General features: G+C 73.8%; 19 protein-coding genes, 2 rRNA genes and 1 pseudogene. 4 read left to right on the plus strand and 18 right to left on the minus strand.

What is annotated here, in order from left to right; all coding sequences use genetic code 11:
• Positions 1-29: 29 nt before the first annotated feature.
• The 5 genes from ACWDBB_RS09745 to ACWDBB_RS09765 all read right to left on the minus strand — a co-directional run bounded on the left by ACWDBB_RS09745 (position 30) and on the right by ACWDBB_RS09765 (position 7,915).
• Positions 30-1,097: a ParA family protein gene (locus ACWDBB_RS09745; protein WP_030245868.1), complete on the minus strand. Its 1,068-nt coding sequence runs from the start codon at positions 1,095-1,097 to the stop codon at positions 30-32.
• Positions 1,098-1,522: 425 nt separating this feature from the next.
• Positions 1,523-2,638 carry an alanine dehydrogenase gene (gene ald / locus ACWDBB_RS09750; RefSeq protein WP_392882756.1) on the minus strand — a complete coding sequence of 372 codons (1,116 nt, stop codon included), beginning with the start codon at positions 2,636-2,638 and terminating at the stop codon, positions 1,523-1,525.
• Positions 2,639-2,899: 261 nt separating this feature from the next.
• Positions 2,900-5,179 (minus strand): AAA family ATPase, encoded by a 2,280-nt coding sequence (locus tag ACWDBB_RS09755; protein WP_449789068.1) that lies wholly within the window; start codon positions 5,177-5,179, stop codon positions 2,900-2,902.
• A gap of 287 nt (positions 5,180-5,466) precedes the next feature.
• The gene (locus ACWDBB_RS09760) at positions 5,467-6,114 is read right to left on the minus strand and encodes an NUDIX domain-containing protein (protein ID WP_449789069.1); all 648 of its coding nucleotides are present in this window, start codon (positions 6,112-6,114) and stop codon (positions 5,467-5,469) included.
• A 121-nt stretch (positions 6,115-6,235) separates the two neighbouring features.
• Positions 6,236-7,915 carry a CTP synthase gene (locus ACWDBB_RS09765; protein WP_392882748.1) on the minus strand — a complete coding sequence of 560 codons (1,680 nt, stop codon included), beginning with the start codon at positions 7,913-7,915 and terminating at the stop codon, positions 6,236-6,238.
• A 718-nt stretch (positions 7,916-8,633) separates the two neighbouring features.
• On the opposite strand from ACWDBB_RS09765, the gene ACWDBB_RS09770 reads away from it, so the two are divergent.
• Entirely contained in the window at positions 8,634-10,634 is a 2,001-nt protein-coding gene (locus tag ACWDBB_RS09770) for a glycoside hydrolase family 15 protein (RefSeq protein WP_449789070.1), read from the plus strand.
• A 63-nt stretch (positions 10,635-10,697) separates the two neighbouring features.
• Here the strand turns inward: ACWDBB_RS09770 and ACWDBB_RS09775 are convergent, their stop codons facing one another.
• The 3 genes from ACWDBB_RS09775 to yczE form a co-directional block, all read right to left on the minus strand.
• Positions 10,698-11,876, minus strand: a complete 1,179-nt coding sequence (locus ACWDBB_RS09775) for a glycosyltransferase family 4 protein (protein ID WP_449789071.1) — start codon at positions 11,874-11,876, stop codon at positions 10,698-10,700.
• A gap of 164 nt (positions 11,877-12,040) precedes the next feature.
• Positions 12,041-13,798: a DNA repair protein RecN gene (recN, locus tag ACWDBB_RS09780; protein WP_449789072.1), complete on the minus strand. Its 1,758-nt coding sequence runs from the start codon at positions 13,796-13,798 to the stop codon at positions 12,041-12,043.
• Positions 13,799-13,862: 64 nt separating this feature from the next.
• Positions 13,863-14,483, minus strand: coding sequence for a membrane protein YczE (gene yczE / locus ACWDBB_RS09785; protein WP_449789091.1), 621 nt, complete (start codon positions 14,481-14,483; stop codon positions 13,863-13,865).
• Positions 14,484-14,740: 257 nt separating this feature from the next.
• Here yczE and yczR point away from each other — a divergent pair, with 257 nt between their 5' ends.
• Positions 14,741-16,240 (plus strand): MocR-like transcription factor YczR, encoded by a 1,500-nt coding sequence (yczR, locus tag ACWDBB_RS09790; protein ID WP_449789073.1) that lies wholly within the window; start codon positions 14,741-14,743, stop codon positions 16,238-16,240.
• Positions 16,241-16,350: 110 nt separating this feature from the next.
• Here the strand turns inward: yczR and ACWDBB_RS09795 are convergent, their stop codons facing one another.
• The 4 genes from ACWDBB_RS09795 to ACWDBB_RS09810 form a co-directional block, all read right to left on the minus strand.
• The gene (locus ACWDBB_RS09795) at positions 16,351-17,256 is read right to left on the minus strand and encodes an NAD kinase (protein ID WP_392882735.1); all 906 of its coding nucleotides are present in this window, start codon (positions 17,254-17,256) and stop codon (positions 16,351-16,353) included.
• 93 nt (positions 17,257-17,349) lie between these two features.
• Positions 17,350-18,156, minus strand: coding sequence for a TlyA family RNA methyltransferase (locus tag ACWDBB_RS09800; RefSeq protein WP_392922917.1), 807 nt, complete (start codon positions 18,154-18,156; stop codon positions 17,350-17,352).
• A gap of 36 nt (positions 18,157-18,192) precedes the next feature.
• Positions 18,193-18,468 carry a hypothetical protein gene (locus ACWDBB_RS09805; protein ID WP_449789074.1) on the minus strand — a complete coding sequence of 92 codons (276 nt, stop codon included), beginning with the start codon at positions 18,466-18,468 and terminating at the stop codon, positions 18,193-18,195.
• A complete protein-coding gene (locus ACWDBB_RS09810) occupies positions 18,452-19,309 on the minus strand; it encodes a hypothetical protein (RefSeq protein ID WP_449789075.1) in 858 nt (285 codons plus the stop codon). The genes ACWDBB_RS09805 and ACWDBB_RS09810 overlap by 17 nt, the downstream gene beginning before the upstream one ends.
• A 182-nt stretch (positions 19,310-19,491) precedes the next feature.
• Here ACWDBB_RS09810 and ACWDBB_RS09815 point away from each other — a divergent pair, with 182 nt between their 5' ends.
• Entirely contained in the window at positions 19,492-19,839 is a 348-nt protein-coding gene (locus ACWDBB_RS09815) for an SCP2 sterol-binding domain-containing protein (protein WP_449789076.1), read from the plus strand.
• Between the two features lie 122 nt (positions 19,840-19,961).
• Here ACWDBB_RS09815 and ACWDBB_RS09820 read toward each other — a convergent pair whose 3' ends face one another.
• A complete protein-coding gene (locus tag ACWDBB_RS09820) occupies positions 19,962-20,999 on the minus strand; it encodes an HAD-IIA family hydrolase (RefSeq protein WP_449789077.1) in 1,038 nt (345 codons plus the stop codon).
• Positions 21,000-21,146: 147 nt separating this feature from the next.
• Positions 21,147-21,851 (minus strand): tetratricopeptide repeat protein, encoded by a 705-nt coding sequence (locus ACWDBB_RS09825; protein WP_449789078.1) that lies wholly within the window; start codon positions 21,849-21,851, stop codon positions 21,147-21,149.
• 92 nt (positions 21,852-21,943) lie between these two features.
• On the opposite strand from ACWDBB_RS09825, the gene ACWDBB_RS09830 reads away from it, so the two are divergent.
• Positions 21,944-23,314 carry a DUF1015 family protein gene (locus tag ACWDBB_RS09830; protein WP_449789079.1) on the plus strand — a complete coding sequence of 457 codons (1,371 nt, stop codon included), beginning with the start codon at positions 21,944-21,946 and terminating at the stop codon, positions 23,312-23,314.
• Positions 23,315-23,414: 100 nt separating this feature from the next.
• Here ACWDBB_RS09830 and ACWDBB_RS09835 read toward each other — a convergent pair whose 3' ends face one another.
• The 4 genes and pseudogenes from ACWDBB_RS09835 to ACWDBB_RS09850 form a co-directional block, all read right to left on the minus strand.
• Positions 23,415-24,308, minus strand: coding sequence for a hypothetical protein (locus ACWDBB_RS09835; protein WP_449789092.1), 894 nt, complete (start codon positions 24,306-24,308; stop codon positions 23,415-23,417).
• Between the two features lie 45 nt (positions 24,309-24,353).
• Positions 24,354-25,649: pseudogene (locus ACWDBB_RS09840) on the minus strand (hypothetical protein); the annotation flags it as partial.
• Positions 25,650-25,969: 320 nt separating this feature from the next.
• Positions 25,970-26,086 (minus strand): 5S ribosomal RNA (rrf, locus tag ACWDBB_RS09845).
• 108 nt (positions 26,087-26,194) lie between these two features.
• Positions 26,195-26,287 (minus strand): 23S ribosomal RNA (locus ACWDBB_RS09850); the annotation flags it as partial.

Here is a 26,287-nt window from a genome sequence, read left to right on the forward strand (position 1 = left end):
CCGGAACAGCTCGTCGGCACCCGGGAGACTCACTCGGCGGGGCGGCACCGGTCGAGCACCTCCCTGGCGAGCTGGCGGTAGGCGGCGGCACCGACCGAGTTGGTCGCGTACGTCGTGATGGGCTCGCCGGCGACGGTGGTCTCCGGGAAGCGCACGGTCCGCCCGATGACGGTGTGGAAGACGTGCTCGCCGAACGCCTCGACGACGCGCGCCAGCACCTCACGGCTGTGCACGGTGCGCGAGTCGTACATGGTGGCCAGGATGCCGTCCAGGCGCAGCTCGGGGTTGAGCCGCTCGCACACCTTCTCGATGGTCTCCGTCAGCAGCGCGACACCGCGCAGCGCGAAGAACTCGCACTCCAGCGGGACGATCACGCTGTGAGCGGCCGTCAGCGCATTGACCGTCAGCAGGCCCAGCGAGGGCTGGCAGTCGATGATGACGTAGTCGTAGTCGGGCAGCAGCGGCTTCAGGGCGCGCGCCAGCGCGGACTCCCGGGCCACCTCGCTGACCAGCTGCACCTCGGCGGCGGAGAGGTCGATGTTGGACGGCAGCAGGTCCATCCCCGGGACCGCCGTCTTCAGCAGCACTTCGTCGGCCGTCAGGCCCCGCTCCATGAGCAGGTTGTAGACGGTGACGTCGAGCTCCATCGGGTTGACGCCGAGGCCGACCGAGAGCGCGCCCTGCGGGTCGAAGTCGACGAGCAGCACCCGGCGGCCGTACTCGGCCAGCGCCGCGCCCAGGTTGATGGTCGACGTGGTCTTGCCGACGCCGCCCTTCTGGTTGCACATGGCGATGATCTGGGCGGGGCCGTGCTCGGCGACCGGCGCGGGGATCGGGAAGTACGGCAGCGGGCGGCCGGTCGGGCCGACCCGCTCGCGGCGCTGGCGCGCGGCGTCGGGGGCCAGCGTGGCGGCGTACTCCGGATCCGGCTCGTACTCGGCGTCCGGGTCGTCGTAGGCGCCGTAGGCGAACTCGCCGTAGGCCAGGCCGTAGGCCGCCAGGTCGGCGTCGTGATCGGTCACCGTGGTCACCTGTGCTGTGTTCTGGCGTGCTTCGAAAGTACGGAGTGCGACCGAGCCGACCTCGGCCGAGCCCACGGAGGGCTGCCGGGCCCCGGGCTCCTCACTCGGCTGGCCGGCGGTGAGTTCCGCCAGTCCTGGCTGACCACCCCCGGGAGCAATTGTCGACTCATTCACAAGTCGTCTTACCTCCTTGGGCATCCAGGACTCTATGTCGATTCGTCAGCGTGGCAGCATGCCGACGGTTTGCGACTCTAGGCCGTTCAAGGCGTTCGCAGCAACACAATCCACGGTAGTGGGCAGGATGTGTCGACTATCGAGCGGGCCGCTGTCAAGGGATGAGAGGGTCACCAGCCCCAACGTTTCTGCGGGCGGGTGACATGACCGACGGATATTGACGACAGAGCGACGTAGCCGGCCGACCCGCTGATCACGGGCACGGCGAAGCCCCCGGCCCGAAGGGATCGGGTCGGGGGCGAACGACCGCCGGGCGGTCAGGGTGTTCAGGCGAGCACGCTCTCCAGGGAGACCGACTCCAGGCCGAAGGCCTCGGCCACGGCCGGGAAGGTGATCTGGCCCTCGTGCACGTTCAGGCCCTTGGCGAGCGCGGCGTCGCGGCGCAGCGCGTCCTTCCAACCACGGTTGGCCAGCTCCAGCACGTACGGCATGGTGGCGTTGGTCAGCGCGTAGGTGGAGGTGTTCGGGACCGCGCCCGGCATGTTGGCCACGCAGTAGAAGACCGAGTTGTGGACCTTGAAGGTCGGCTCGTCGTGCGTGGTGGCGTGCGAGTCCTCGAAGCAGCCGCCCTGGTCGATGGCGATGTCGACCAGCACGGAGCCCGGCTTCATGCGGGAGACCAGCTCGTTGGTGACCAGCTTCGGGGCCTTGGCGCCCGGGATCAGCACGGCACCGACGACCAGGTCGGCCTCCAGGACGGCCTTCTCCAGCTCGAAGGCGTTCGACACGATGGTCTTGACCTTGGTGCCGAAGATGCGGTCGGCCTCGCGCAGCTTGTTGATGTCGCGGTCCAGCAGGGTCACCTCGTAACCCATGCCGACGGCGATGGTGGCCGCGTGCCAGCCGGAGACGCCACCGCCGATGACGACGGCCTTGGCCGGGTGGGTGCCGGGAACGCCGCCCGGCAGGGTGCCGCGGCCGCCGGCCGGGCGCATCAGGTGGTACGAGCCGACCTGCGGGGCCAGGCGGCCCGCGACCTCGGACATCGGGGCGAGCAGCGGCAGCGCGCCGTTCGACAGCTGCACGGTCTCGTACGCAATGGCGGTGGTGCCCGAGGCGATCAGCGCGTCGGTGCCGGCCCGGTCGGCCGCCAGGTGCAGGTACGTGAAGAGGGTCTGGCCCTTACGCAGCCGGTGGTACTCCGAGGCGATGGGCTCCTTGACCTTCAGCAGCAGGTCGGCGGTGGCCCACACCTCGTCGGCGGTGGGGAGGATGGTGGCGCCGGCGGCCACGTACTCCTCGTTCGGGATCGAGGAGCCGACACCGGCATTGTCCTCGATGTAGACCTCGTGTCCGTTGCGGACCAGCTCATGCACGCCGGCGGGCGTGATGGCCACGCGGTACTCGTGGTTCTTGACCTCGCGGGGGATGCCGACCTTCACGGCTAAACACGTCCTCTTGCCATGGGGGTCCCGACCGGAGAAGACCGGTGGGCGACGCGCACGTGGGGAAGCCTCCGGGACAGCCCGGGGCGGGGATCGCTGCGCGACTGAGTTCGAGTGTAATGAAGCCCAGTCGGCGTGTCAGCCTTCCAAAGTGAATAATTTTCCCGCGCGCATTGGCAGGTTCGTAGGCTTCCCCTCCGACTTACCCACCGAAGAGGTCTTAACCGGGCATCTTCGACAATACCTCTGAAACGCCCATCACCACGCGGCGTCCGCGCGTTCCCGCAGGTCCGCGAGGGCAGCCCCGACGGCCTCCACGGCCCGCTCGTCGCCCACCCGGCGCAGCACCGCGAGCGCGGCCCGGTACTCCCGGTCCGCCTCGTCGAAGCGGCGCTGCGCGGTGTGCGCCTCGGCCACCCGGGCGAGCAGCCGGCCCTCGGAGGCGTGGTCCCCGAGGGCCTGCCGCAGCCCGAGCGCCCGGCCGTACCAGTCCGCGGCCCGCACCGCGTCGCCGAGCGCCCGGTGGCAGTTGGCGGCGCTCTCCAGGGCCCGGGCGCACAGCGGTTCGTCGTCGGCCCTGCGGGCGTGCTCCAGGGCGGCCCGGTAGTGGACGGCGGCCGGGGACCAGCGGCCGGCCGAGGCCTGGAGGTCGCCCAGGTTCAGCAGCGCGGCCGAGGCCCGGCGCGGGCGGCCGTTGCGCTCGGCGACGGTCAGCACCAGCTCGTGCAGCCGGTACAGGTCGATGGGGGCGGCGGCCCCGGTCAGCGGCAGTGTCCGCAGCAGCGCGGTGACCAGCCGCCCGGCCGAACCGTCCAGGTCCCCCTGGCCGATCGCGTCGGCGACAGCCCCGAGCAGCAGCTCCCGTTCGCCGAGCAACCACTCGCGGGCGTGCGCCGCCGAGCGCAGCCGCAGCGGCGCGGGCAGCGGCTCCGGAGCGGGGCCGGCCGCCGGGTCCAGCAGCGCGCGGGCCGACTCGGTGAGCCGGACCAGCCGCTCCAGCAGCCGGGCCCGGGCCAGCTCGGTCTCGGCGGGCCGATCCTCCTGCTCACGCAGCCGGACCAGCCGGGGGTAGAGCCGCCCGGGCACCCGGTAGCGCGGGGTGCCGTCGGCGGCGGGCGCCTCCTCGCCGAGCAGCTCCCGCTCGGCCAGCGTGGCGAGCGTCACGGCGGCGTCCGGCACCGGGCAGCCGACCAGGGCGGAGGCGGTGCGCGGGTCGGCGGTCTGGGCCGGGGCCAGGGTGAGGGTGCGCAGCATCCGCGCCTGGGCGGCCGGCAGTCCGCGGTACACCAGGGTGAACGCACCGAGCAGCGGGTCGTTGTCGGGGACGGGCACCGGCTCGGCCGGCCCCGGACCGGGCTTCACCCAGGCCGCCGGGTCACCGGCCGACTCGGTCACCGCGCCGGCGGCCGCCACGACGGGCTCACCGGCCCGGCCCTCGACCGCCCTCCGCGAGAGCGGCGTCCCCGGAACCGGCGTCCCCGTGAGATCCCGCACACCCGCGACGGGCCCCGCCGCCCCGGCAGACCGTACGGGCCCCGCCGCCCCGGCCGCGGGAGCGCCGGGAGGCTTCGCCCCCCGCTCCCCCTCCTTATTGTTCTTCCCCGCTCCCCTGCCCTGCCCCTTCCCCTTCGAGGTCCCCGCCCCGGCCCCCGTCCGCGCCCCCGTCCCCTTCTCTCTCACCACCGCCGCCATGGCCTCGACGGGCGCGACGGGCGCAGCGGTCGCGGCGGGCTCCGCAGAGCCCTTTCCCACCACCGTCTCCTCCCCCACCACCCGGTTGAGCTCGCGCGCCGCGTCCGTGACCGCGATCTTCGGGTTCCCGCGCAGCCACCCCGCCATCAGCCGCAGCGCGGCCGGCCGGGCGGCGCAGGCCTCGGCCAGGTCGGCCCCGCCGACCGGGTCGCAGGAGATCCGGGTGCCGCCGAGCAGGTCGGCCAGCAGCTCACCGGAGGCCGGCCGGTCCAGCCCGCCGAGGATCACCGGGTCGATGTCCTCGATTCCGGTGAGCGGCCCGGCCGTGGTGGCGAGCACCAGACAGCCGGGTTCGTCGGCCAGCAGCGGCCACACCTGTCCGGCGTCCCGGACGTCGTCCAGCACGAGCAGCACCCGCAGCCCCGCGAGCGCCTCGCGGAGCGCCACGCAGCCCGGCTCGTCCCGCCCGTCCTCGCCAGCCCCGGGCAGCGGCACGGCGGTCTGCGGGTCGAGCTGCTCCAGCAGCAGCCGGGCGGCCCGGGCGGGCGGCATCCGGCCGCCGTCCGGGGCGGACAGCCGCACGAAGAGCACGCCGTCCGGATAGTCGGCGGCGACGGTACGGGCGAAGCGGGCGGCCAGCGTGGTCCGTCCGGAGCCGGGGCGCCCGGCCAGCACCAGTACGGGGCAGCGCCCGCTCGCCGGGCGGGCGGCGGCCGCCCGCAGCGCGGCCAGTTCGGCGCGCCGTCCGACGAACAGCGCGGGCCCGGCCGGCAGCCGCTCCAGGCCCGGGACGGCCCCGGCGGGCGTGCCGGGGCCGGGGTCCATCGTCGCCGTCTTCCTCGCCACCCGTGCCACTCCCGATGTCGTCCCGCGCTCGGCATCCGACGCTCGGCATCCGGTGCCCCGCCTCCGGAGCTCGCCCGGAGCCCAGGGGAGGCGGCCCGGGGCGGGCGCCCTGTCTGCGAAGCGTAGTTCGACCGTCCGGCTCAGCCGAGGTGACATCCGGTCGTACGAATCCGCAAATCACCCCAACGACTCAACGCACGGACTCGGTCGCCCCTCGACCGGCCCCTCGGCCGGCCGCCCGACCGACCCGGCCCGGCCCGGCCCCGGTCTGCCCGGACCCGACCCCCTCAGGCCTCGAAGGGCCGGGCCGGCCACGGCGAGTCCGCCGCGCGCAGCGCGTCCAGCCCGTCCGGGCCGGTGAGCGCGGCGTGCACCGCGAGGGTGCCGGTGATCAGCGTCGGGTTGTGCAGCCTCCCCGCCTGGATCAGCCGGATCAGCTCCGGCACCGGCACCCAGGCGACCTCGATCTCCTGCTCCTCGCCCTCGGCGGCGTAGCGCTCGCCCTCGGCCGGCGCCAGGTCGGTGGCGAGGAACATCCGCAGCGCCTCGTCGGTGCCGCCCGGGGAGGTGTAGTAGTCGGCGAGGATCCGCCAGGTGCCGGCCTTGCAGTACGCCTCCTCGTACAGCTCGCGCTGCGCGGCGTGCCACGGGTTCTCGCCGGGGACGTCGAGCAGGCCGGCCGGCAGCTCCCACAGACGCTGGCGCACCGGGTGGCGGTACTGGCGCAGCACCAGCACCCGCTGCTCGTCGTCCAGGGCGAGCACCGAGACGGAGCCGGGGTGGGTCTGGTAGTCGCGGCGGGCCCAACTGCCGTCGGGCATCCGGACCTCCTCGCTGCGCACCCCGGTGACCTTGCCCTGGAACGGCGTCCCGCTCGCCCGGACCTCCCACTCCTCGGCCACGTCGAAGATCCCCTGGTGGCCCTGCTCGTCCATCGCTCTCCCCTTTTCGTCAGTACGACACAATCTAACGCCGGACGGCGGCCCCGCGGGAATCGCGGGGCCGCCGTCCGGTGAGCGACCGCTGTCGACGACGGCCGACTGCGGCGAAGGAGAACTACTTCGAGGCCGCGGTCTTGATCTCGATGGCCGCCTTGACCAGGCCCGCGAACAGCGGGTGCGGGCGGGTCGGACGGGACTTCAGCTCCGGGTGGGCCTGGGTGGCCACCAGGTAGGGGTGCACCTCGCGCGGGTACTCGACGTACTCGACCAGGTCGCCCTTGGGCGAGAGGCCGGAGAACACCAGGCCGGTCTTCTCCAGGTCCGCGCGGTAGGCGTTGTTGACCTCGTAGCGGTGGCGGTGGCGCTCCTCGACGTACTGCTCGCCGCCGTAGACCTCACGGACGATCGAGCCCTCGGCGAGCTTGGCCGGGTACAGGCCCAGGCGCATGGTGCCGCCCAGGTCGCCCTTGCCGTCGACGATGGCCAGCTGCTCGGCCATGGTGGAGATGACCGGGTGCTTGGCGGCGGCGTCGAACTCGGTGGAGTTGGCCTCCGGCAGGCCGGCCAGGTTGCGGGCCGCCTCGATGACGACGCACTGCAGGCCCAGGCACAGGCCCAGCAGCGGGACCTTGTTCTCGCGGGCGTAGGTGATGGCGCCGACCTTGCCGTTGACGCCGCGGTCGCCGAAGCCGCCGGGGATGCAGATCGCGTCGACGTCGCCGAGCTGCGCCTGGGCGCCCTCGGGGGTCTCGCAGTCGTCCGAGGTGACCCACTTGATCTCGACCCGGGCGTTGTTGGCGAAGCCGCCGGCGCGCAGCGCCTCGGTCACCGACAGGTAGGCGTCCGGCAGGTCGATGTACTTGCCGACCAGGGCGACCTTCACGATGTGCTGCGGCTCGTGGACGCGGCGCAGCAGGTCGTCCCAGGTGGTCCAGTCGACGTCGCGGAACGGCAGGTCCAGGCGGCGCACCGCGTAGGCGTCCAGGCCCTCGCCGTGCAGCACCTTGGGGATGTCGTAGATCGACTTGGCGTCGATGGCCGCGACCACGGCCTCCTCGTCCACGTCGCACATCATCGAGATCTTGCGCTTGATCGCCTGCGGGACCTCGCGGTCGGCGCGCAGCACGATCGCGTCGGGCTGGATGCCGATGTTGCGCAGCGCGGCGACGGAGTGCTGGGTGGGCTTGGTCTTCAGCTCGCCCGAGGGGCCGATGTACGGCAGCAGGGAGACGTGCACGAAGAACACGTTGTCCCGGCCGACCTCGTGGCGGACCTGGCGGACGGCCTCCAGGAACGGCAGCGACTCGATGTCGCCGACGGTGCCGCCGACCTCGGTGATCACCACGTCGACGTCCTCGGTCGCCATCCGGCGGATCCGGGACTTGATCTCGTTGGTGATGTGCGGGATGACCTGGACGGTGTCGCCCAGGTACTCGCCGCGGCGCTCCTTGGCGATGACGGTCGAGTACACCTGGCCGGTGGTGACGTTCGCCGAGCCGTGGAGGTTGGTGTCCAGGAACCGCTCGTAGTGGCCGATGTCCAGGTCGGTCTCGGCGCCGTCGTCGGTGACGAACACCTCACCGTGCTGGAACGGGTTCATGGTGCCCGGGTCCACGTTGAGGTACGGGTCGAGCTTCTGCATCGTCACGCGCAGGCCGCGGGCCTTGAGCAGCGCGCCGAGGCTGGAGGCGGTGAGCCCCTTTCCGAGAGAAGAGGCGACACCCCCGGTGACGAAGAGGTGCTTGGTCGTCACGGCGCGGCCGTTCGCTGCCTTGCCGGAATGGGGCTGTGCCAAGAGGGGGCTCCCGTGGGTCGCGTGTCGAAAGTGACGTGGGCGGGAGGCTCGGGGTTCGCCGGGCGACGGGAGGCCGGCGCGGTGCGCGGCGCTCTTTGGGTCGTCGGTTCGGCTGGTCCGGGGCGTTTTGATCCCGCCGGTCCACGGGATACCAGGGTAACAGTGACGCGGACCGGACGCCGTTCGGGCCGCGCGCGCCGCGCCGGGAGCGCGCGCGGGGCGCACCACCGGCGCATCACACGCCGCTCGTGTCACACCGGTCGCACAACCCACCGGACCGGGCCAGGGCGCGCCATCCGTCCGGACCATTCCGGCTCCTCCGGCCGGACCAGCCGGAGGTGATCCTTCCGGACCATCCTGCGCCGCGTCCTCACGATGCACGGCATTTCCGCCGAATTGCGGCGCCACACCGGGCTGCGTCCGCGTGCTTCGCCCCTTTCGTCCGTCGTAAGCTGCACGGACGCATCGCCGACAGCACGAGCACGCGGAGGGCGTGGGAGGGTCAGGACACTCCCGGTCCCCGATGCGCGACCGGACCTCCCCGTATTCCCGCTCATCCCCACCCACTCCAGGGGCTCGACCGAGCCCCGCGGACACTCCAGCAAGGCCCGCCACCACCCCGGCAGGCCGGACGTCCCGGGGTGGACCTCCGGCCCCGCAGACCGCTCGCTCCCTCCGCTCGCCGATGCCCTGACCACATTGCGAACTGGAGATCCACGTGGCCGGCCGTATCGAGGACTACGCACTCATCGGGGACATGCAGACCGCTGCCCTGGTCAGCAGGGACGGGGCGGTGGACTGGCTCTGCCTTCCCCGCTTCGACTCGCCGGCCGTGTTCGCCGGCCTGCTCGGCACCGATGAACACGGTTTCTGGCGGATCGGCCCGGCCGAGGCCGTCCTGACCGAGGTCCCCGCGCCGGCCGCCACCACGCCCCCCAGCGGCACCGGCCGGATCCGCATCGCCGACACCGCCGACCTGCGGGTGCCCCCGCCCACCGCCGCCGCGCCCGCCCTGCCCGCCGACCGCCGCCACTACAGGGGCGACTCGCTGATCCTGGAGCAGGAGTGGGACGCCCAGGGCGGCACCGTCCGGGTGATCGACTTCATGCCGCCGCGCCCGCTGGCCGGCAAGGACGCCGTCCCCCAGGTGATCCGGATCGTCGAGGGCGTCTCGGGTACCGTGCGGATGCGCTCGGCCCTGCGGATGCGCTTCTCCTACGGCCGGGTGGTGCCCTGGGTGCACCGCGTGGAGCAGGCCGACGGCGGCCACCGCACCGTCGCCATGGCCGGCCCCGACTCGGTCTGGCTGGACGGCAAGGCCGAGACCTACGGCCGCGACCTCACCACCTACGCCGACTTCACCGTCACCGCCGGCGAGCGGATCGCCTTCGCCCTCACCTGGCAGGCCTCCCACCTCGACCCGCCCAGGCCCCCGGACGCCGAGGAACTGCTCGACGCCACCGCCGACTTCTGGCACGAGTGGGCCGACCAGTGCACCTACCAGGGCCCCTACCGCGAGGCCGTGATCCGCTCCCTGATCACCCTCAAGGGCCTCACCTACGCCCCCACCGGGGGCATCGTCGCCGCCCCCACCACCTCCCTCCCGGAGGACATCGGCGGCGAACGCAACTGGGACTACCGCTACACCTGGCTGCGCGACGCCGCCATCACCCTCTCCTCCCTGCTGCGCACCGGCTACCGCGAGGAGGCCCGCGCCTGGCGCGAGTGGCTGCTGCGCGCCGTCGCCGGGGACCCGGAGAACCTCCAGATCATGTACGGCATCGCCGGCGAGCGCGAGCTCACCGAGTCCTCACTGGACTGGCTGCCCGGCTACGAGGGTTCCCGGCCCGTCCGGGTCGGCAACGGCGCCGCCGGACAGCTCCAGCTCGACGTCTACGGCGAGGTCGTCGAAGCCCTCCACCTCGCCCACATGACCGGCCTGGTCCGCAACGACCACGCCCACCACCTCCAGCTGCGCCTGATCGAGTACCTGGAGGACCACTGGCAGGAGCCGGACGAGGGCATCTGGGAGGTCCGCGGCCCGCGCCGGCACTTCGTCCACTCCAAGGTGATGGCCTGGGTCGCCGTCGACCGGACCATCAAGCTGCTGGAGCAGGCCCCCGAGGACGAGCCCTCCGACGGGCACCTGGAGCGCTGGCGGGCGCTGCGCGCGCAGATCCACGCGGACGTCTGCGAGAAGGGCTACGACCCGGAGCGCAACACCTTCACCCAGTACTACGGCGGCCGGGAGCTGGACGCCTCGCTGCTGCTGATCCCCCAGGTCGGTTTCCTCCCGCCGGACGACAAGCGGGTGATCGGCACCATCGAGGCGATCCAGCGCGAACTGTCCACCGAGGACGGCTTCGTGCTGCGCTACCCGACCCACGACGAGTCGGGCAACAACGTCGACGGTCTCTCCGGCCACGAGGGCGCCTTCCTGGCCTGCTCCTTCTGGCTGGCCGACGACCTCGCCATGATCGGCCGGGTGCAGGAGGCCCGCGAGCTGTTCGACCGACTGCTGGCGCTGCGTAACGACCTGGGCCTGCTCGCCGAGGAGTGGGACCCGCGGCTCAAGCGCCAGGTCGGCAACTTCCCCCAGGCCTTCAGCCACGTCCCGCTGATCGACACCGCCCTGCGGCTGACCGCCTGCGGCGCCGCGTACCTGTCCGCCCAGCCGGACGGTCCGGCCGCCGACCGGGTCGAGCGGGCCACCGTCTAGCGGGCGCCCCTCCGGCCGGCCACCATCCGGCCGGCCGCCGGCGACGGTCCGCCCGGCGCGGACCTACCCTCGCTGCACCAGCTCGTCGTAGGTGCTGAGCACCTGGGCGACGGTGGCGGCCTCGTCCGGCCAGGTCTCGGCCTGCTGTCGGCCGGCCGCCACCAGGTGCTCGCGGCGGGCCGGGTCGGCCAGCAGTGCGCGCACCGCGCGGCCGAGCGCCGCCGGGTCGCCGGGGGGCACCAGTTCGGCGGCGTCGCCGACCAGTTCGGGGATGCCGCCGACGGCGGTGGCGACCACCGGCACGCCAGCCCGCATGGCCTCCTGCACCACCAATGAGCGGGCCTCCCAGCGGCTGGAGACCACCACGACGTCGGCGGCGGCCAGCAGGTCGGGCACGTCGGTGCGGTAGCCGAGCAGCCGCACCGGCAGCTTCTCCGTGGCCACCCGCTCGCGCAGCGCACCCGCCTCCGGACCGTCCCCGGCGAGCAGCACCAGCGGCTCCGGGTCCAGCGTGGACAGCTCCCGGGTGGCGTCCAGCAGCAGCCCGAAGGCCTTCTGCGGGACGAGCCGGCCGACCGCCAGCACCAGCGGACGGTCCGGGCCGCCGCCGAGCAGTTCGGCGCGCGCCTCGGCGCGGCCGAGCAGGCCCTCGGGCATCGGCGGGGCGGACACCGGGCCCAACCGGGCGTCGGTGGCGCCCAGTTCGCGGGCCCGGGCGACCAGGTCGGAGGAGGCGCCGAGGACCAGGTCGGCGGCGCGCGCCACCCGGCGCTCCATCAGCCGCTGCAGCCGCCGCTCCAGACCGGTGGCCAGCAGCGCGTGGTGCGAGGTGACCACCAGCGGGGTCTCCGGGCGCAGACCGGGGAAACGGCCCGCGGTGCGCAGCGCCAGGTCGGACAGCAGGCCGGCGCGCAGCCCGTGAGCGTGCACCACGTCGGCGCCGGTGAAGGCCCGGCGCAGCTCGCCGATCGCGGTGGCGTCGCTGCGGGCGCCCGCGGTGGGGGTGATCTCGACGGTGTGGAACCTGGCGCCCGTACGGGAGAACCCGAACAGGGCGTCCGCACCGGCCGGCGCGCAGACAGTGACGTTCACGCCGTGCGCGACCAGGCCCTGGGCCAGGGAGCGCACGTGCGCACCGATGCCGCCGCTGCTGGCGGCCAGGACGAGTACCACCTGCAGCTGCCCCGGTTCGGGGACGGCCGCGGTGGCCCGGGCGGCGGAATGGTCCACGTCGTCTCGCATCCGACTCGATCGGGTTCGCGCGCCGCTTCGCGAGGATTGCCCGCCGGGCGGCGCTCGGGGCTGGGAAGCCAGTGTCCAGCCGCCACCATGCCAGGTCGGCGGCCCTCTTGGACAGTCGGCGCCACCGGGCGCGTCGCCGACGTCCGAGGGGCCGCCGGCGGCCGCTACCGGCGGCGCGGGGCGCGGGCCGTGGCCAGCAGTTCCTCGGCGTGGGCACGGCCCAGTTCCGAGTCCTCCAGGCCGGCCAGCATCCGGGAGAGTTCGCGCACCCGCTCCTCGTCGTTCAGCACCTTGACGCCGCTGCGGGTCACGGTGCCGTCGTGGGTCTTCTCCACCACCAGGTGCCGGTCGGCGAACGCGGCGACCTGCGGGAGGTGGGTGACCACCACGACCTGGGCGGACTCGGCCAGCTTGGCCAGCCGGCGGCCGATCTCGACCGCGGCCTTGCCGCCGACGCCCGCGTCCACCTCGTCGAACAGGTAGGTGGGGACGGGGTCGGCGCCCGCGAAGACCACCTCGACGGCGAGCATCACGCGCGACAGCTCACCGCCGGAGGCGCCCTTGGCGATCGGGCGCGGCTGGGCGCCGGGGTGCGGGGCGAGCAGCACCTCCACCTCGTCCACGCCGTGGGGACCGTAGGCGACGGTGCGCCCACCGACCTCGATCCCGGCCAGGTCGTCGACCTGGCTGATCGAGAAGGTCACCCGGGCGTGCGGCATGGCCAGTTCGGCGAGTTCGGCGGAGACCGCCTCGGCGAACCGCCCGGCCGCGGCGTACCGGGCCCGGGAGACCTCGGTGGCCAGCTCGGCCAGTTCGGCCCGCAGCTCGGTCTCCCGGGCGCCGAGCTCGTCGATCCGGTCGTCGTCGCCGTCGAGCTCGGCGAGCCGGGTCGCCCCGGCCTCGGCCCAGGCGATCACCTCGGCGAGCGAGTTCTCCTCGCCGCCGTACTTGCGCAGCAGCTGGGCGAGCACGGCCCGGCGGTCCTCGACGGCGGCCAGGCGCACCGGGTCGGCGTCCAGGTCGTCCGCGTAGCCGGCCAGGTCGCCGGCCACGTCGGCGAGCAGGTAGCCGACCTCGTTGAGGCGGTCGGCCAGGGCGGCCAGCCGCTCGTCGTGGTGGCGCACGGCGTCCAGGGCCCGGCGGGACTGGGCGAGCAGGGTGCCCGCGTCCAGTGCCTCCGGGTCGACCGGGTCGCCGGCCAGGGCGGCGTGGGCGAGGGTCGCGGCGGAGGACAGCGCGTCGGCGTGGCCGAGCCGCTCGGCCTCGGCGGCCAGCTCCTCGTCCTCGCCGGCCACCGGCTCGGCGGCGGCGATCTCGTCCAGGCCGAAGCGCAGCAGATCGGCCTCCTGGGCGCGCTCGCGGGCCCGGGTGGTGAGCTCCTCCAGGGTCGCGGAGACCTCGCGCAGGGTGCGGTAGGTCTCCCGGTAGCGGGCCAGCGGCTCGGCCACCGAGGCTCCCGCGTACCGGTCCAGCGCGCCGCGCTGGCGGGCCGGGCGCAGCAGGCGCTGCTGGTCGGTCTGGCCGTGCACGGCGATCAGGTCCTCGCCGATCTCGGCGAGCAGGCCGACCGGGACGGACCGTCCGCCGACGTGCGCCCGGGAGCGGCCCTCGGCGGAGACGGTCCGGCTGATCAGCAGCGCGCCGTCGTCCAGTTCGGCCCCGGCCTCGATCGCGCGGGCCGCCACCGGGGAGCCGGACGGCAGTTCCAGCCGGCCCTCCACGACGGCGCGTCCGGTGCCGTTGCGCACCAGGCCCGGATCGGCGCGGCCGCCGAGCAGCAGGCCGAGGCTGGTCACGACCATGGTCTTGCCGGCGCCGGTCTCACCGGTCACGGCGGTGAAGCCGGGGGCCAGCTCGACCACCGCGTCGTCGATGACCCCAAGATCCCGTATCCGCATCTCGTCCAACACGGAGACGACCATACGAGGTTCCACCCCCGGCGCGCGACGAGCGGCAACGGCGCGCGGCAACTCCGTGCCCCGAAGTTCATCCCTTCCGGGAGTCCCCGGCGGGCACCGGCACCGTGCACCAGGGCAGGAAGAGCTGCACCATCGGGCCGATGGCCAGCGCGTACGCGACGGTGCCGACCCCGACGGTGCCGCCGAGCAGCAGGCCGACGGTGAGGACCGTCACCTCGATGCCGGTGCGGATCAGCCGCAGCGAACGTCCGGTGCGCCGGTGCAGGCCGGTCATCAGGCCGTCGCGCGGGCCCGGGCCGAGCCGGGCGCCGATGTAGAGGCCGGTGGCCAGGCCGTTGAGGGCGATCGCCGCGGCCGACAGCGCGATCCGCGCGGGCAGGGACCCGGGGCTGCCGAGGGCCTCCAGGGTGAGGTCCATGGCCGCGCCGATCACCAGCACGTTGGCGACGGTGCCCAGGCCCGGGCGCTGGCGCAGCGGGATCCACAGCAGCAGGACGAGGGCGCCGCAGATCGTCACCCAGGCGCCGACCGAGAGCCCGACGGTGCGCTGCAGGCCCTGGTGCAGGACGTCCCAGGGGTCGAGGCCGAGACCGGAGCGGAGCATCAACGCCATGCTCGCGCCGTACAGGGCGAGGCCGGCGAACAGCTGCGGGATCCGGCGGCCCAGGGCTCGGGTGTCACCGAACACCCGAACGGCGAGGCCGGCGCCCGGGGCGGCGGCGACCGACGCGGCCGGTACGGGCGTGGCGGAGTCTGACGTCGGTGGCGGTGCGGTCGAGGCGGCGGTCGGCGTCGGCGGTGTGGTCGCGGTGGCCAATGGTGCTCCTGCGGTGGTGCTGCACCACCGGGGCTCCCGGTGGTGGCGGCCGGCCTGGCCGCCCTGCCATGATGGCCAGGCCAATACGACCCACTCCAGGGCCAATACCGAGCAAGTGGACTGATCGCATGGCCGACTGGCACACCACCGTCACCCCGCCCGCCCTGGCCCGGCTGCTCGCCACCGCCCGGCTCCCCGAGCCGGCCGCCGCCCGCCGCCCCGCCTACCGCACCCTGGCCGGACAGATCCGGCTGCTGGTCACCGAGGGCCGGCTGCCGGTCGGCGCCCGGCTGCCGGCCGAACGCGAGCTGGCCACCGCCCTGGCGATGAGCCGCACCACCGTCGCCACCGCGTACGAGACCCTGCGCGGCGACGGCTACCTGCGCAGCCGGCGCGGCGCCGGAAGCTGGACCGCCCTACCCGAGGGGGCCCCGCCGCCCAGCGAGGCGCTGCACCCCGTCCCGCCGGACGAGCAGGGCCGCGTCCTGGACCTCGGCGTCGCCGCCCCGCCCGCCCCGCAGCCCTGGGTCGGCCAGGCCGCCGCCCGGGCCGTCGAACAGCTGCCGCACTACACCGCCGGGCACGGCCACTACCCCACCGGCGTCCCGGTGCTGCGCGAGGCCGTCGCCCGCCGCTTCACCGAGCGCGGCCTGCCCACCACCCCCGACCAGATCCTGATCACCACCGGCGCCATGGGCGGCCTGCACCTGGTCCAGCGGGCGCTGATCGGCCGCGGCGACCGGGTCGCCGTCGAGGCACCCAGCTACGCGAACACCCTGCAGTCCCTGCGGCTGACCGGCGCGCGCCTGGTCCCGGTGCCGTACGCGTGGACTGCGCAGCCCTCCTGGGACCTCGACGAGTGGCGGCGGGTGCTGCGCGGCGCCGGCCCCAAGGTCGCCTACGTGATCCCGGACTTCCACAACCCGACCGGCGCGCTGATCGACGAGGAGCAGCGCCGCCGGCTGCTGGCCGCCGCCCGGGCCGCCGGGAGCATCGTGCTCGCCGACGAGACCACCGCCGAACTCGGTTGGGGCGTACCGCCGTCCACACCGCTGCCGCGCCCCATGGCGGCACTGGACCGCTCCGCCCAGGTGGTCACCGTCGGCTCGGCGGGCAAGCTGCTCTGGGGCGGGCTGCGGATCGGCTGGGTCAGGGCCGCGCCCGCGCTGGTGCGCCGACTGGCCACCGAGCGGGTCTACAGCGACGTCGGCACCCCGGTACTGGACCAGCTGATCGCCGCCGAACTGCTGGGTGAGCTGCTGCCCGACGTCCGGGAACACCAGCTGACCCGGCTGCGGGCCACCGCGCGGGCCTTCGCCACCGCCCTGCCCGAACGGCTCCCCGGATGGAGCTTCACCATGCCGTCCGGCGGCCTGTCCCTGTGGGTCTCCACCGACGGCCTGTCCGGCGCGGCACTGGCCCGGGCCGGGGAGCGCGGCGGGGTCCGGATCGCCTCGGGCAACCGCTTCGGCGCGGACGGCGCCTTCGAGCACCACATCCGCCTGCCGGTCACCGTGCCCGCCGCGACCGTCCCCGCCGCCGTCGAACGCCTCGCCGCCCTGGCCGCCCACGCCGCGAACGGAGGACGGCTCGAAGCGGCCGACGAGACCCAGACACTGGCGGTCTGACGGTCAGTCAGCGTCCGGTGCGTGCCCCCGGCCGGGTGAACGGCCGTGGCGCGCACCGGATTCGGCACATGTGTACGGGCGTCGGCCCGCCGTACGGCCGCCGACCGGCGCTAGTGGTGGTCCGCCCGGCCGCGCCAACCCGTCACCGGCAGAGCGAACTTGGCCACCAGCCGGTCAGTGAACGGCGCCCGGTGCAGTCTGGCCAGCCGCACCGGCGTCCGACCCCGGCGGACCTCCACCCGTGCCCCGGCGGGCAGTTCGACCGAACGCCGCCCGTCACACCAGAGCACGCCGTGCGGGGTCTTGGGCTGCACCTCCACCGCCAGCACCGACTCCGGCGAGGTCACCAGCGGGCGGGCGAACAGCGCGTGCGCGGAGATCGGCACCATCAGCAGCGCCTCCACCTCCGGCCACACCACCGGCCCGCCACCGGAGAACGCGTACGCGGTGGAGCCGGTCGGCGTCGCGCACACCACGCCGTCACAGCCGAAGTTGGAGACCGGACGGCCGTCCACCTCGGTCACCACCTCCAGCATCCGCTCCCGGGACGCCTTCTCGATCGAGGCCTCGTTCAGCGCCCAGTCCTCGTGCACCACATCGCCGTTGGTGCGGACGATGACGTCGATCGTCATCCGCTCCTCGACCTCGTAGTCGGCGTCCACCACCCGCTCGACCACCACGGCCAGGTCGTCCCGCTCGGCCTCGGCGAGGAAGCCCACCCGGCCCAGGTTGATCCCGAGCATCGGCAGCCCGTGCGAACGCGCCAGCTCCGCCCCGCGCAGCAGCGTCCCGTCCCCGCCGGCCACCAGGATCAGCTCGCAGCCGTCCGCCGCCCCGGGGCCCTCGGACACCTTCTCGACGCCCTCCGGCAGATCCAGGTCCACCGCCTCGGCCTCCAGCAGTCTGATCCGGAGCCCCGCCTTCAGCAGCCCGTGCACCAGACCCTCGACGCTGCGCAGCGCCGCCTCCCGGCCGGTGTGCGCGATCAGGAAGACCGTACGTTCTTCATCGCTCATGCCGCTGCCCTCTCCCTAACGCCTGCCGGGTCGCCCTTGGCCCCGGTGCGGCCGCGCCATACGACATGACGCGCCGGACGCTCGCAAGGCACCCTACCGGGGCCCCTCCGCCACGGCCCGGTCCGCCTCCGCGGGGTCCAGCTGCGGAGCGTCCCGGCGCAGCCAGAGGAAGTACTCGACGTTGCCGGACGGCCCCGGCAGGGGGCTCGCGGTGACCGCGCGCACGCCCAGCCCGAGCTCCCACGCCTGCCCCGCGACCTGGCGCACCATCTCGGCGCGCAGCTGCGGGCTGCGCACCACCCCGCCGCTGCCCAGACGCTCCTTGCCGATCTCGAACTGGGGCTTGACCATCAGCACCAGGTCCGCGTCCTCGGCCGCGCAGGAGGCGAGCGCCGGGAGCACCAGACCCAGCGAGATGAACGACAGGTCGCCCACCACCAGGTCCACCAGGGTGCCGCCGATCAGGTCCGGGGTCAGCTCGCGCACATTGGTGCGGTCCATCACCGTGACCCGCTCGTCGCTCTGCAGCGACCAGGCGAGCTGCCCGTAACCGACGTCCACCGCCAGCACGTGCGCGGCCCCGGCGCGCAGCAGCACGTCGGTGAACCCGCCGGTGGAGGCCCCGGCGTCCAGCGCCCGGCGGCCCTCGACCACCAGGCCCTGCGGCACGAAGGCCGCGAACGCGCCGGCGAGCTTGTGGCCGCCGCGCGAGACGTAGTCGGGGTCGTTGTCGTCCTTGGCCACCACGACCGCCGCCGAGGTCTCCACCTGGGTGGCCGGCTTGGTCGCGGTGGTGCCGCCGACGGTCACCCGCCCGGCGGCGATCAGCTCGGACGCGTGCTCACGCGATCGGGCCAGCTTGCGGCGGACCAGTTCCGCGTCGAGTCGGCGTCGTGCCACTGCCACTGGTGTTTCAGCTCCTACGGATCCTGCGGGTCATTCCTGGTCGAGCGCGGCCAGTGTGTCGACGAGCCGCTGGTGAACATCTTCGTACACCGCGACGTGTGCCTCGGCCGGGACCCCGTCCAAGGCCTCCAGCCGGGCCAGGCCCGCGTCCACGCCGGGGTGGCCGGTGGGCGCCAGCTCGATGCCCAGCGGCTCGGCATCCAGCGGCTCGGTGTCCCGGACGGGCTCGGTGTCCCGGACGGGCTCGGGAAAGCGGGAAGGCTCGGGCGGGCGGGCGGCCGCGGGCGGTTCACTCGTCGTGGGCATCGGGCTTCTTCGTGCTGGTGGCCTTGCGGACGGTGGTCTTCCTGGTCGCCGCACGCTTCGCGGGCGTCCCCGGCTCGGCCTCGGCCTGCTTGGCGGTGGCGGTCTTCTTCACGGTGGTCGTCTTCTTCGCGGCCGCCTTCTTGGCCGTCGTCCTCTCGGGTGCCGCCGTCTTCTTCGCCGCGCTCTTCTTGGCCGCGGACTTCTTGGCCGCGGACTTCTTCGCCGGTCCCTTCGCCGCAGTGTCCTTCGCGGCGGTGCTCTTCCCCGCGGCAGCGGTCTCCGGCGCAGCGGGGGCCTCCTCCTTCGGGGCCTGGGCGGCCATCGACCCCGGCGGGACCGGCGGTTCGACCTCGACCGGCTCGTCCACCTCCACCCGCTCGGCGACTATCGGCTCATCCGCCGTCCGGGCGGCCGACCGCTCCTCCTCGAACTCCCAACCGCGCCCGAACAGGTCGCCGGCCCGCGGCGCCGGCACCGGCTCCTCGGCCTCGTACGCCCCCGGCCCGGACGCGGCCGCCGGGGCTTCCTCCTCGACCTCACGCAACTTGGTCTCCAGGTACGCCAGCACCACGCCGACCTTGGTCACCTGGTCCCCGACCTTCTCGAAGACCTTCTCCGCCTCGTTGCGTGCCACGCCGACCGCCAGATCCACCCCGGCACGTCCGGCGGTGACCGCCTCCCCGGCCAGGGTCTGCAAGGTCTCCACGGACGGCGGGAACTGACCGCCCAGCCGGCGCTCGACCCCGGCGACATCGACCCCGGCCTTCTCCAGGATCGAGGTCGCCGTCCCGACGACCATCTTGCCGACCTCCTCGACCACCCCGGCGGCGGTCTCCACCACTCCCCGAACCGTCCTCGGCAGCATCCGGGTGCCTCCCAATCGCCTACGCGTGTCGCTCCGTCGCCCTCAGTACCCGGGCGCCGTCGCGGGCACCCCACTGACGACGCTACCGCCAAAACCCTCCTGAGGTACCGTGGCCCACAGTCAGCACCGTAGCGACCGCGGGAGGGAGGAGCCGCCCCGTGGCGAACGCCGAGGAGTGCCGGGAGGCACTGGAGCAGCTCAGCCGGAACATGGCGAAGTCCACCGGCGACGTCCGCAAGGCCGCCGCCCTCGACCGCTCGCTCAGCTGCCGGATCACCGACCTCGACCTGACCTTCACCGGACAGCTGCGCGACGGCCGCATCCAGGACATGGTCGCCGCCCCCGGCCCCCCGGCCGAGAAGGCGGCGATCCGGCTCACCATGAGCAGCGACGACCTGGTCGCGATGGTCGACGGCCGGCTCAACTTCGCCTCCGCGTGGGCGAGCGGCCGGGTCAGGCTCGAGGCGGGCTTCCGCGACCTGCTGCGGCTGCGCACCCTGCTCTGAAACCGGCACCGCCGAAGCTGCCGTTCCCGGACCGGGCGCCGCCGAGCCGGGCCGGTCATCGGACCAGGGGCCACCGAGCCGGGCTCAGCCGGGGGCGGCCCCCGTCGACCGCGGAACCGTCCTCAGAACCCGAGATCGGCCAGCGCCTTACGGCCGTCCACCGGCGCACCGCCCGCGTCCAGCACCGTCCACGCCGCCGCGCACAGCGCCCGCAGGCCGTCCCAGCGGTCCCCGGCACCGGACAGCCGCAGCACGCCGGCCTCCACGCCCGCGACCACGCCACCGCACGCGAAGCCGCCGGCCACGGCCGTCACCTCCGGATGCGGGACGAGCAGTCCGCGCAGGTCCTCTGCCAGATACGTCGGCCGGTGCTCGACGGGGGCCGAAAGCAGCAGCTCCGGGACGGTCACGCCGGTGAACACCAGCAGGCTGTCCACGCCGCCGTTGAACGCGCCCTCGATGTCGGTGTCCAGCCGGTCGCCGACCACCAACGGCCGCTCCGCGCCGGTGCGCAGCACCGTCTCCCGGTGCATCGGCGGCAGCGGCTTGCCCGCCACCTCCGGCTCCACCCCGGTCGCCGCCTGCACCGCCGCCACCAGGGTGCCGTTGCCGGGCGCGATGCCACGGGCCCTCGGCACCGTCAGATCCAGGTTGGACGCCACCCAGGGCAGTCCGCTCTGCACCGCGTACGAGGCCTCCGCGAGGTCCGTCCACCCCACCGAGGGGTCGAAGCCCTGCACCACCGCGAGCGGCCCGTCGGCCAGCGAGCGGACCGCTACCAGGCCCAGCTCGGCCAGCGCCTCCTCCAGCCCGAGGCCGCCCACGACCAGCACCTTCGAGCCGGCCGGCACCTTCTCGGCGATCAGCCGGGCGGCGGCCTGGGCCGAGTTGATCACGTCGGAGGGCTCGGCCGGGATGCCGAGCTCGGTCAGGTGCTCGGCCACCACCCGCGGCGGGCGGGAGGCGTTGTTCGTCACGTAGGCGAGCCGCATTCCGGCCGTCCGGGCGGCGTCCAGCGCCTCCACCGCGTGCTCGATCGCGTGCGCGCCCGTGTAGACCACGCCGTCCAGGTCCAGCAGCGCGGTGTCGTAGGCGTCGGTCAGCGGCCGCTCGCTGCCGCCGGGGGCGGTCCGTCGCACGGGGGTGGCCGTCTCGGTCATGGCTGCGCTACCTCATTCACTGCGTCGTCGTTCACTGCTGCGTCCGCTGCTGCGTCCACTGCGTCGTACGTCCCGGCGTACGGGTCGCCGCATACGGGTCGCGTCGTCCGTGACGCACCGCGTCGTGCGTCAACGGCGTCCGCCCGGTCAGGCGCCGCCGTCGGTACCGGTGCCGGCACCGGTGTCGTCCACCGTTCCGCCGGCCGGGTCCCCGGCCCCCGCCGGAGGCTCCACGTACCCGGGTGCTCCTGGCAGCAGCGGGCCGTAGGCCCCCGCACGGGCCGCCAGGGTCGCCCGGGTCTGCCGCAGTGCCTGCCGGTAGTGGTCGGACTCCGGCCGCATCGCCACGGCCAGCGCCAGGTGCTCGGCGGAGGTCTCGAAGTCGCCCAGCCGGGCCGCCGCGACTCCCCACCCGAACTGAGCGTAGTCGTCCGCCGGGTCCGCCAGCGCCACAGCGCGGAAGTTCTCCAGCGCCGCCGCGTACGAGCCCGCGTCGAACTGGGCCCGCGCCAGCGCCTCGCGAATGCTGCGCGAGTGCGGCTCGGCCGCCACCGCCCGGGCGAGCAACTGCTCGGCGGCCGCCGGATGCCCCTGGGCCAGCAGCCGGGCTCCCCGGCGGAACCACTCGTACACGTCCCCGGCGGGCTCGCCGGAGCGGCTCTGCGGCGGCACCCCGCGGAGCGGCACGCCGTCGCCCGGAGCGCCGTCACCCGGAGCCCCACCGACCGATGCGCCGTCGCCCGGTACGCCGTCCGGTACGCCGTCGGCCGGAGCGTCCCCGCGGGTGGCACCCACCGGCCCGCCCGACTCGGCCGGGCCGCCGCCGTCCACCCGTTCCTGCCCGTCGTCCATGCCGTACCTCGCCCTCGGTCCCACACCCGCCCCACAACTCGGCGCGGGCATTCCGATCTCTCAACAACGCGTACCCGGTTACGATGCCCAGAATGAGCACACCCAGTGCAGAAGACGGAGTCGAGACTCCCGAGGGCGGCCCCGGCGATCCCGGGCACGTCGCCACCGCCGGCCTGTCCCTGTCCCCCTTCCGCGGCCTGCGCTACGTCCCCGACCGGGTCGGCACCCTGGCCGCGGTGACGTCCCCGCCGTACGACGTCGTGGACCCGGGCCGCCGGCTCGACCTGGAGACCGCCGACCCCCACAACGTGGTCCGGCTGATCCTGCCCAGGCCGGAGCCCGAGGACGCCGGCGACCGTCCCGACCGCGACACCCGCTACCGGCACGCCGCCCGGCTGCTGGCCGCCTGGCAGCGCGAGGGTGTCCTGGCCGCCGACCCCGAGCCCGCGCTCTACGTCTACGAGCAGCGGGTGCCGGCCACCGACGACTCCCCCGAACTGCTCCAGCGCGGCCTGATCGGCGCCCTCGCCGTGAGCGGCCGCGAAGGCGGCGTGGTGCTCCCGCACGAGGACGTGATGCCGCGGCCGGTCGCCGACCGGGTCGGCCTGATGCGCACCACCCGCGCCAACCTGGAACCACTGCTGCTCACCTACCGGGGCAACGGCGGCGCCTCCGGCGTGATCGAGCGAACGGTCGAACGCGAGCCGCTGCTCTCCACCGCCACCAGCGACGGGACCCACCACCGCCTGTGGGCGGTCACCGACCCGGCCGAGATCGCCGAGATCAGCCGCGACCTCGCCACCTGCCGGGCACTGATCGCCGACGGCCACCACCGCTGGGAGATGTACCTGCGCCTCCAGCGCGAGCACCGCCACCTGCCGCGCAGCCCCTGGGACCGCGGCATGGTGCTCCTGGTGGACACCGCCCGCTACCCGCTGCGGGTCCGCGCCATCCACCGCGTGCTGTACCGGCTGCCGGTGGCCGAGGCGCTGGAGCGGCTCGGCGACCAGTGGAAGGTCAAGGAGGTCCCAGGACCGCTGTCCGCCGCGCTCCAGGCCCTCGCCGAGCAGAAGCGGCACGGCGGCAACGGCTTCGTCGTCACCGGCGGCGACGGCGTCTACTGGCTGCTCAGCGAGCCCGAGGAATCCCTGCTCGACGCCACCGTGCCGCACGGCAGACCCGAGGAGTGGCGTCACCTGGACGCCACCGTCCTGCACGCCACCCTGCTCGACCACACCTGGCACGTCCCCGACGGCCCGGACGACATCGGCTACCTGCACACCGCCGTGGCCGCCGAACAGGAGGCCGCCCGCACCGGCGGCACCGCCGTCCTGCTGCACCCGGTCCGGGAGTCCGTGGTGCGACGGCTCGCCGAGCAGGGCGTCACGATGCCGCGCAAGTCCACCTCCTTCGGACCGAAGCCGGCCACCGGGCTGGTGCTGCGCAACCTCGCGCTGGGCTGACACCGCGCCGTCGGCCCGACCAGGCCCGAACGCCGTGAGGCCCTGCCGTTCCCGGAACTCCGGGAACGGCAGGGCCTCACGGCGTTGACCGGGGAGCTGATCAGCTCTTGTCAGCGTCGGCGTCGGCCTTGACCTCGGCGGCCTTGGTCTCCTCGACCTCGGCCTTGCGGTCCTCGGCGTCCTGGGCGCGCTCGGGGACGACGCCGTCGAAGTCGTCGTCGATCTCGAGGTCGTCCTCGTCGTAGTACTCCTCGACGTCCTCCTCGTCCTCGAAGATCACGCGGTCGTCGGCGTTGTCGCCGCCACCGCGCTTCTTCGTCGGGGCGTCGACCGACTCGGCCTCGTCCTCGTCCAGCTCCGGGTCGAGCGTGTCGGTGAACTCCACGCCGTCGATCTCGGCCAGCCGCTCCGAGGCGTTGGTGGTGCCGTCGGTGTCGGCCTCGGCGGCCTTGGCGAACCAGTCACGGGCCTCGTCGGCGCGGCCAGCCGCGATCAGGGCCTCGGCGTAGGCGTACCGCAGGCGAGCGGTCCACGAGTGCACGGCGCTGGAGGCCAGCTCCGGGCTCTGCAGCGTCACCACGGCGGCGTCGAACTGCTCCATGTCGGTGCGGGCACCGGCCGCCACCAGGCGCATCTCGACCTGGCCGGCCTTGTCCAGTTGCTTCACCTCGGGCTCACCGGCCATCGCCAGCGCCCGCTCCGGGCGGCCCAGACCGCGCTCGCAGTCGGCCATCACCGGCCACAGGTCCGCACGGCCGGTCATCCGACGGGCGGCACGGAACTCGGTCAGCGCCTCGGAGTACCGCTGCGTCATGTACGAGGCGAAACCGGCGGCCTCACGGACGGCGGCCACGCGGGAGGCCAGACGGAGCGCGACGCGCGAGTACTGGTAGGCCTCCTCCGGCTCGCTGTCGAGCAGGCGGGCCACCATCACCAGGTTGCGGGCGACGTCGTCCGCGAGGGTCTTGGGCAGGCTCTTGAGCTCCTGACGCACGTCCGCGTCCAGCTCAAAGCCGGTGACGTCCTCCGGGATCGGCAGACGCTTGACAGGCTCGTAGTTGCCCCGGCGGTCGTCGTAGTCCCGACGGTCACCGCCGCGGTCGTCCCGGTCCCGACGGTAGCCGCCGCCCTGGCGGTCGTCACGACGGAAGCCGCCACGGTCGCCACCACGGTCATCGCGACGGAAGCCGCCACGGTCACCGCCGCGCTCGCCGCGCTCACGGTTGTAGCCGCCGCCCTGGCGGTCGTCACGACGGAAGCCGCCACGGTCACCACCACGGTCGTCACGGTCGCGGCCGTACCCGCCCGACGGACGGTCGTCACGACGCGGACGGTCCTCACGGTCATCGCGACGGAAACCACCGGACGGGCGGTCGTCACGACGGAAGCCACCGCCGGCCGGACGGTCGTCGCGACGGAAACCGCCACGGTCGTCGCGGTCACGGTTGAAACCACCCGAGGGGCGGTCGTCGCGACGGAAACCACCGGACGGGCGGTCGTCACGACGGTAGCCGCCACGGTCGCCACCACGGTCATCGCGGTCGCGGCCGTACCCGCCCGACGGACGGTCGTCATGACGCGGACGGTCCTCACGGTCATCGCGACGGAAACCACCCGGACGGTCATCGCGACGGAAGCCACCGCCGGCCGGACGGTCGTCGCGACGGAAACCGCCACGGTCGTCGCGGTCACGGTTGAAACCACCCGAGGGGCGGTCGTCGCGACGGAAACCACCGGACGGGCGGTCGTCACGACGGAAGCCGCCACGGTCACCACCACGGTCATCGCGGTCACGGCCGTACCCGCCCGACGGACGGTCGTCACGACGCGGACGGTCCTCACGGTCATCGCGACGGAAACCACCCGGACGGTCATCGCGACGGAAACCACCGCCGGCCGGACGATCGTCACGACGGAAACCACCACGGTCGCCACCACGGTCGTCACGGTCACGGCCGTACCCGCCCGACGGACGGTCGTCACGACGCGGACGGTCCTCACGGTCATCGCGACGGAAACCACCCGGACGGTCATCGCGACGGAAACCACCGCGGTCGCCACCACGGTCGTCACGGTCACGGCCGTACCCGCCCGACGGACGGTCGCCCCGGTCGCGGTTGTAGCCGCCGCCCTGGCGGTCGTCACGACGGAAGCCGCCACGGTCACCACCACGGTCGTCACGGTCGCGGCCGTACCCGCCCGACGGACGGTCGTCACGACGCGGACGGTCCTCACGGTCATCGCGGCGGAAACCACCGGACGGGCGGTCGTCACGACGGAACCCGCCCGACGGACGGTCGTCACGGCGGTCATCACGACGGTAACCGCCACGGTCGCTGGACCAGCCGCCACGGGACCGGGGCTCGTAGCCTCGGCCGTCGTCCGATCGGCGCTCGGGACGGTCCTGGGGCTGGTTCGACATCGTGGTGACTCCTTCTGCTGCTTCAGCTCCACCGCGGGCCGAGCGAGCAACTCCGCTGCCGCCACACGGTTTCGACGCCGGCCTGCTGGCCCGCGTACCTTCTCCATTGTCCGGCATGCCCGGACCCTCCGCGTCTGGGCGGAAGTCCCGGATCTGCCGGCCTTCTTCACGTTCGCAAAACACAAAAAGGCCGCGGTCCCAGCGAGTCGCTGGGGCCGCGGCCTTGAATAATTGTTCGGCGGCGTCCTACTCTCCCACAGGGTCCCCCCTGCAGTACCATCGGCGCTGTGAGGCTTAGCTTCCGGGTTCGGAATGTAACCGGGCGTTTCCCTCACGCTATGACCACCGAAACCCTATCGGGTATTCAGCGAAACACACTTTTCAGTTGATAAGTGTTTTCTTGTTCGCCGGTGATAACTGTTCGTTACCCGGGAACCACACAGTGAACGCGAGCGTCTGAGGACAAGCCCTCGGCCTATTAGTACCGGTCAACTCCACCCCTCACAGGGCTTCCATATCCGGCCTATCAACCCAGTCGTCTACTGGGAGCC

Source organism: Kitasatospora sp. NPDC001095, assembly GCF_053598615.1.

Bases quoted from the DNA above. Each gene is read 5' to 3' on its own strand.
- ACWDBB_RS09760 (WP_449789069.1), bottom strand. From the start codon at position 6,114: ATGGACGAGCAGGGCCACCAGGGGATCTTCGACGTGGCCGAGGAGTGG.
- ACWDBB_RS09775 (WP_449789071.1), bottom strand. From the start codon at position 11,876: ATGCGAGACGACGTGGACCATTCCGCCGCCCGGGCCACCGCGGCCGTC.
- recN (WP_449789072.1), bottom strand. From the start codon at position 13,798: ATGGTCGTCTCCGTGTTGGACGAGATGCGGATACGGGATCTTGGGGTC.
- yczR (WP_449789073.1), top strand. From the start codon at position 14,741: ATGGCCGACTGGCACACCACCGTCACCCCGCCCGCCCTGGCCCGGCTG.
- ACWDBB_RS09795 (WP_392882735.1), bottom strand. From the start codon at position 17,256: ATGAGCGATGAAGAACGTACGGTCTTCCTGATCGCGCACACCGGCCGG.
- ACWDBB_RS09805 (WP_449789074.1), bottom strand. From the start codon at position 18,468: ATGCCCACGACGAGTGAACCGCCCGCGGCCGCCCGCCCGCCCGAGCCT.
- ACWDBB_RS09820 (WP_449789077.1), bottom strand. From the start codon at position 20,999: ATGACCGAGACGGCCACCCCCGTGCGACGGACCGCCCCCGGCGGCAGC.
- ACWDBB_RS09825 (WP_449789078.1), bottom strand. From the start codon at position 21,851: ATGGACGACGGGCAGGAACGGGTGGACGGCGGCGGCCCGGCCGAGTCG.
- ACWDBB_RS09830 (WP_449789079.1), top strand. From the start codon at position 21,944: ATGAGCACACCCAGTGCAGAAGACGGAGTCGAGACTCCCGAGGGCGGC.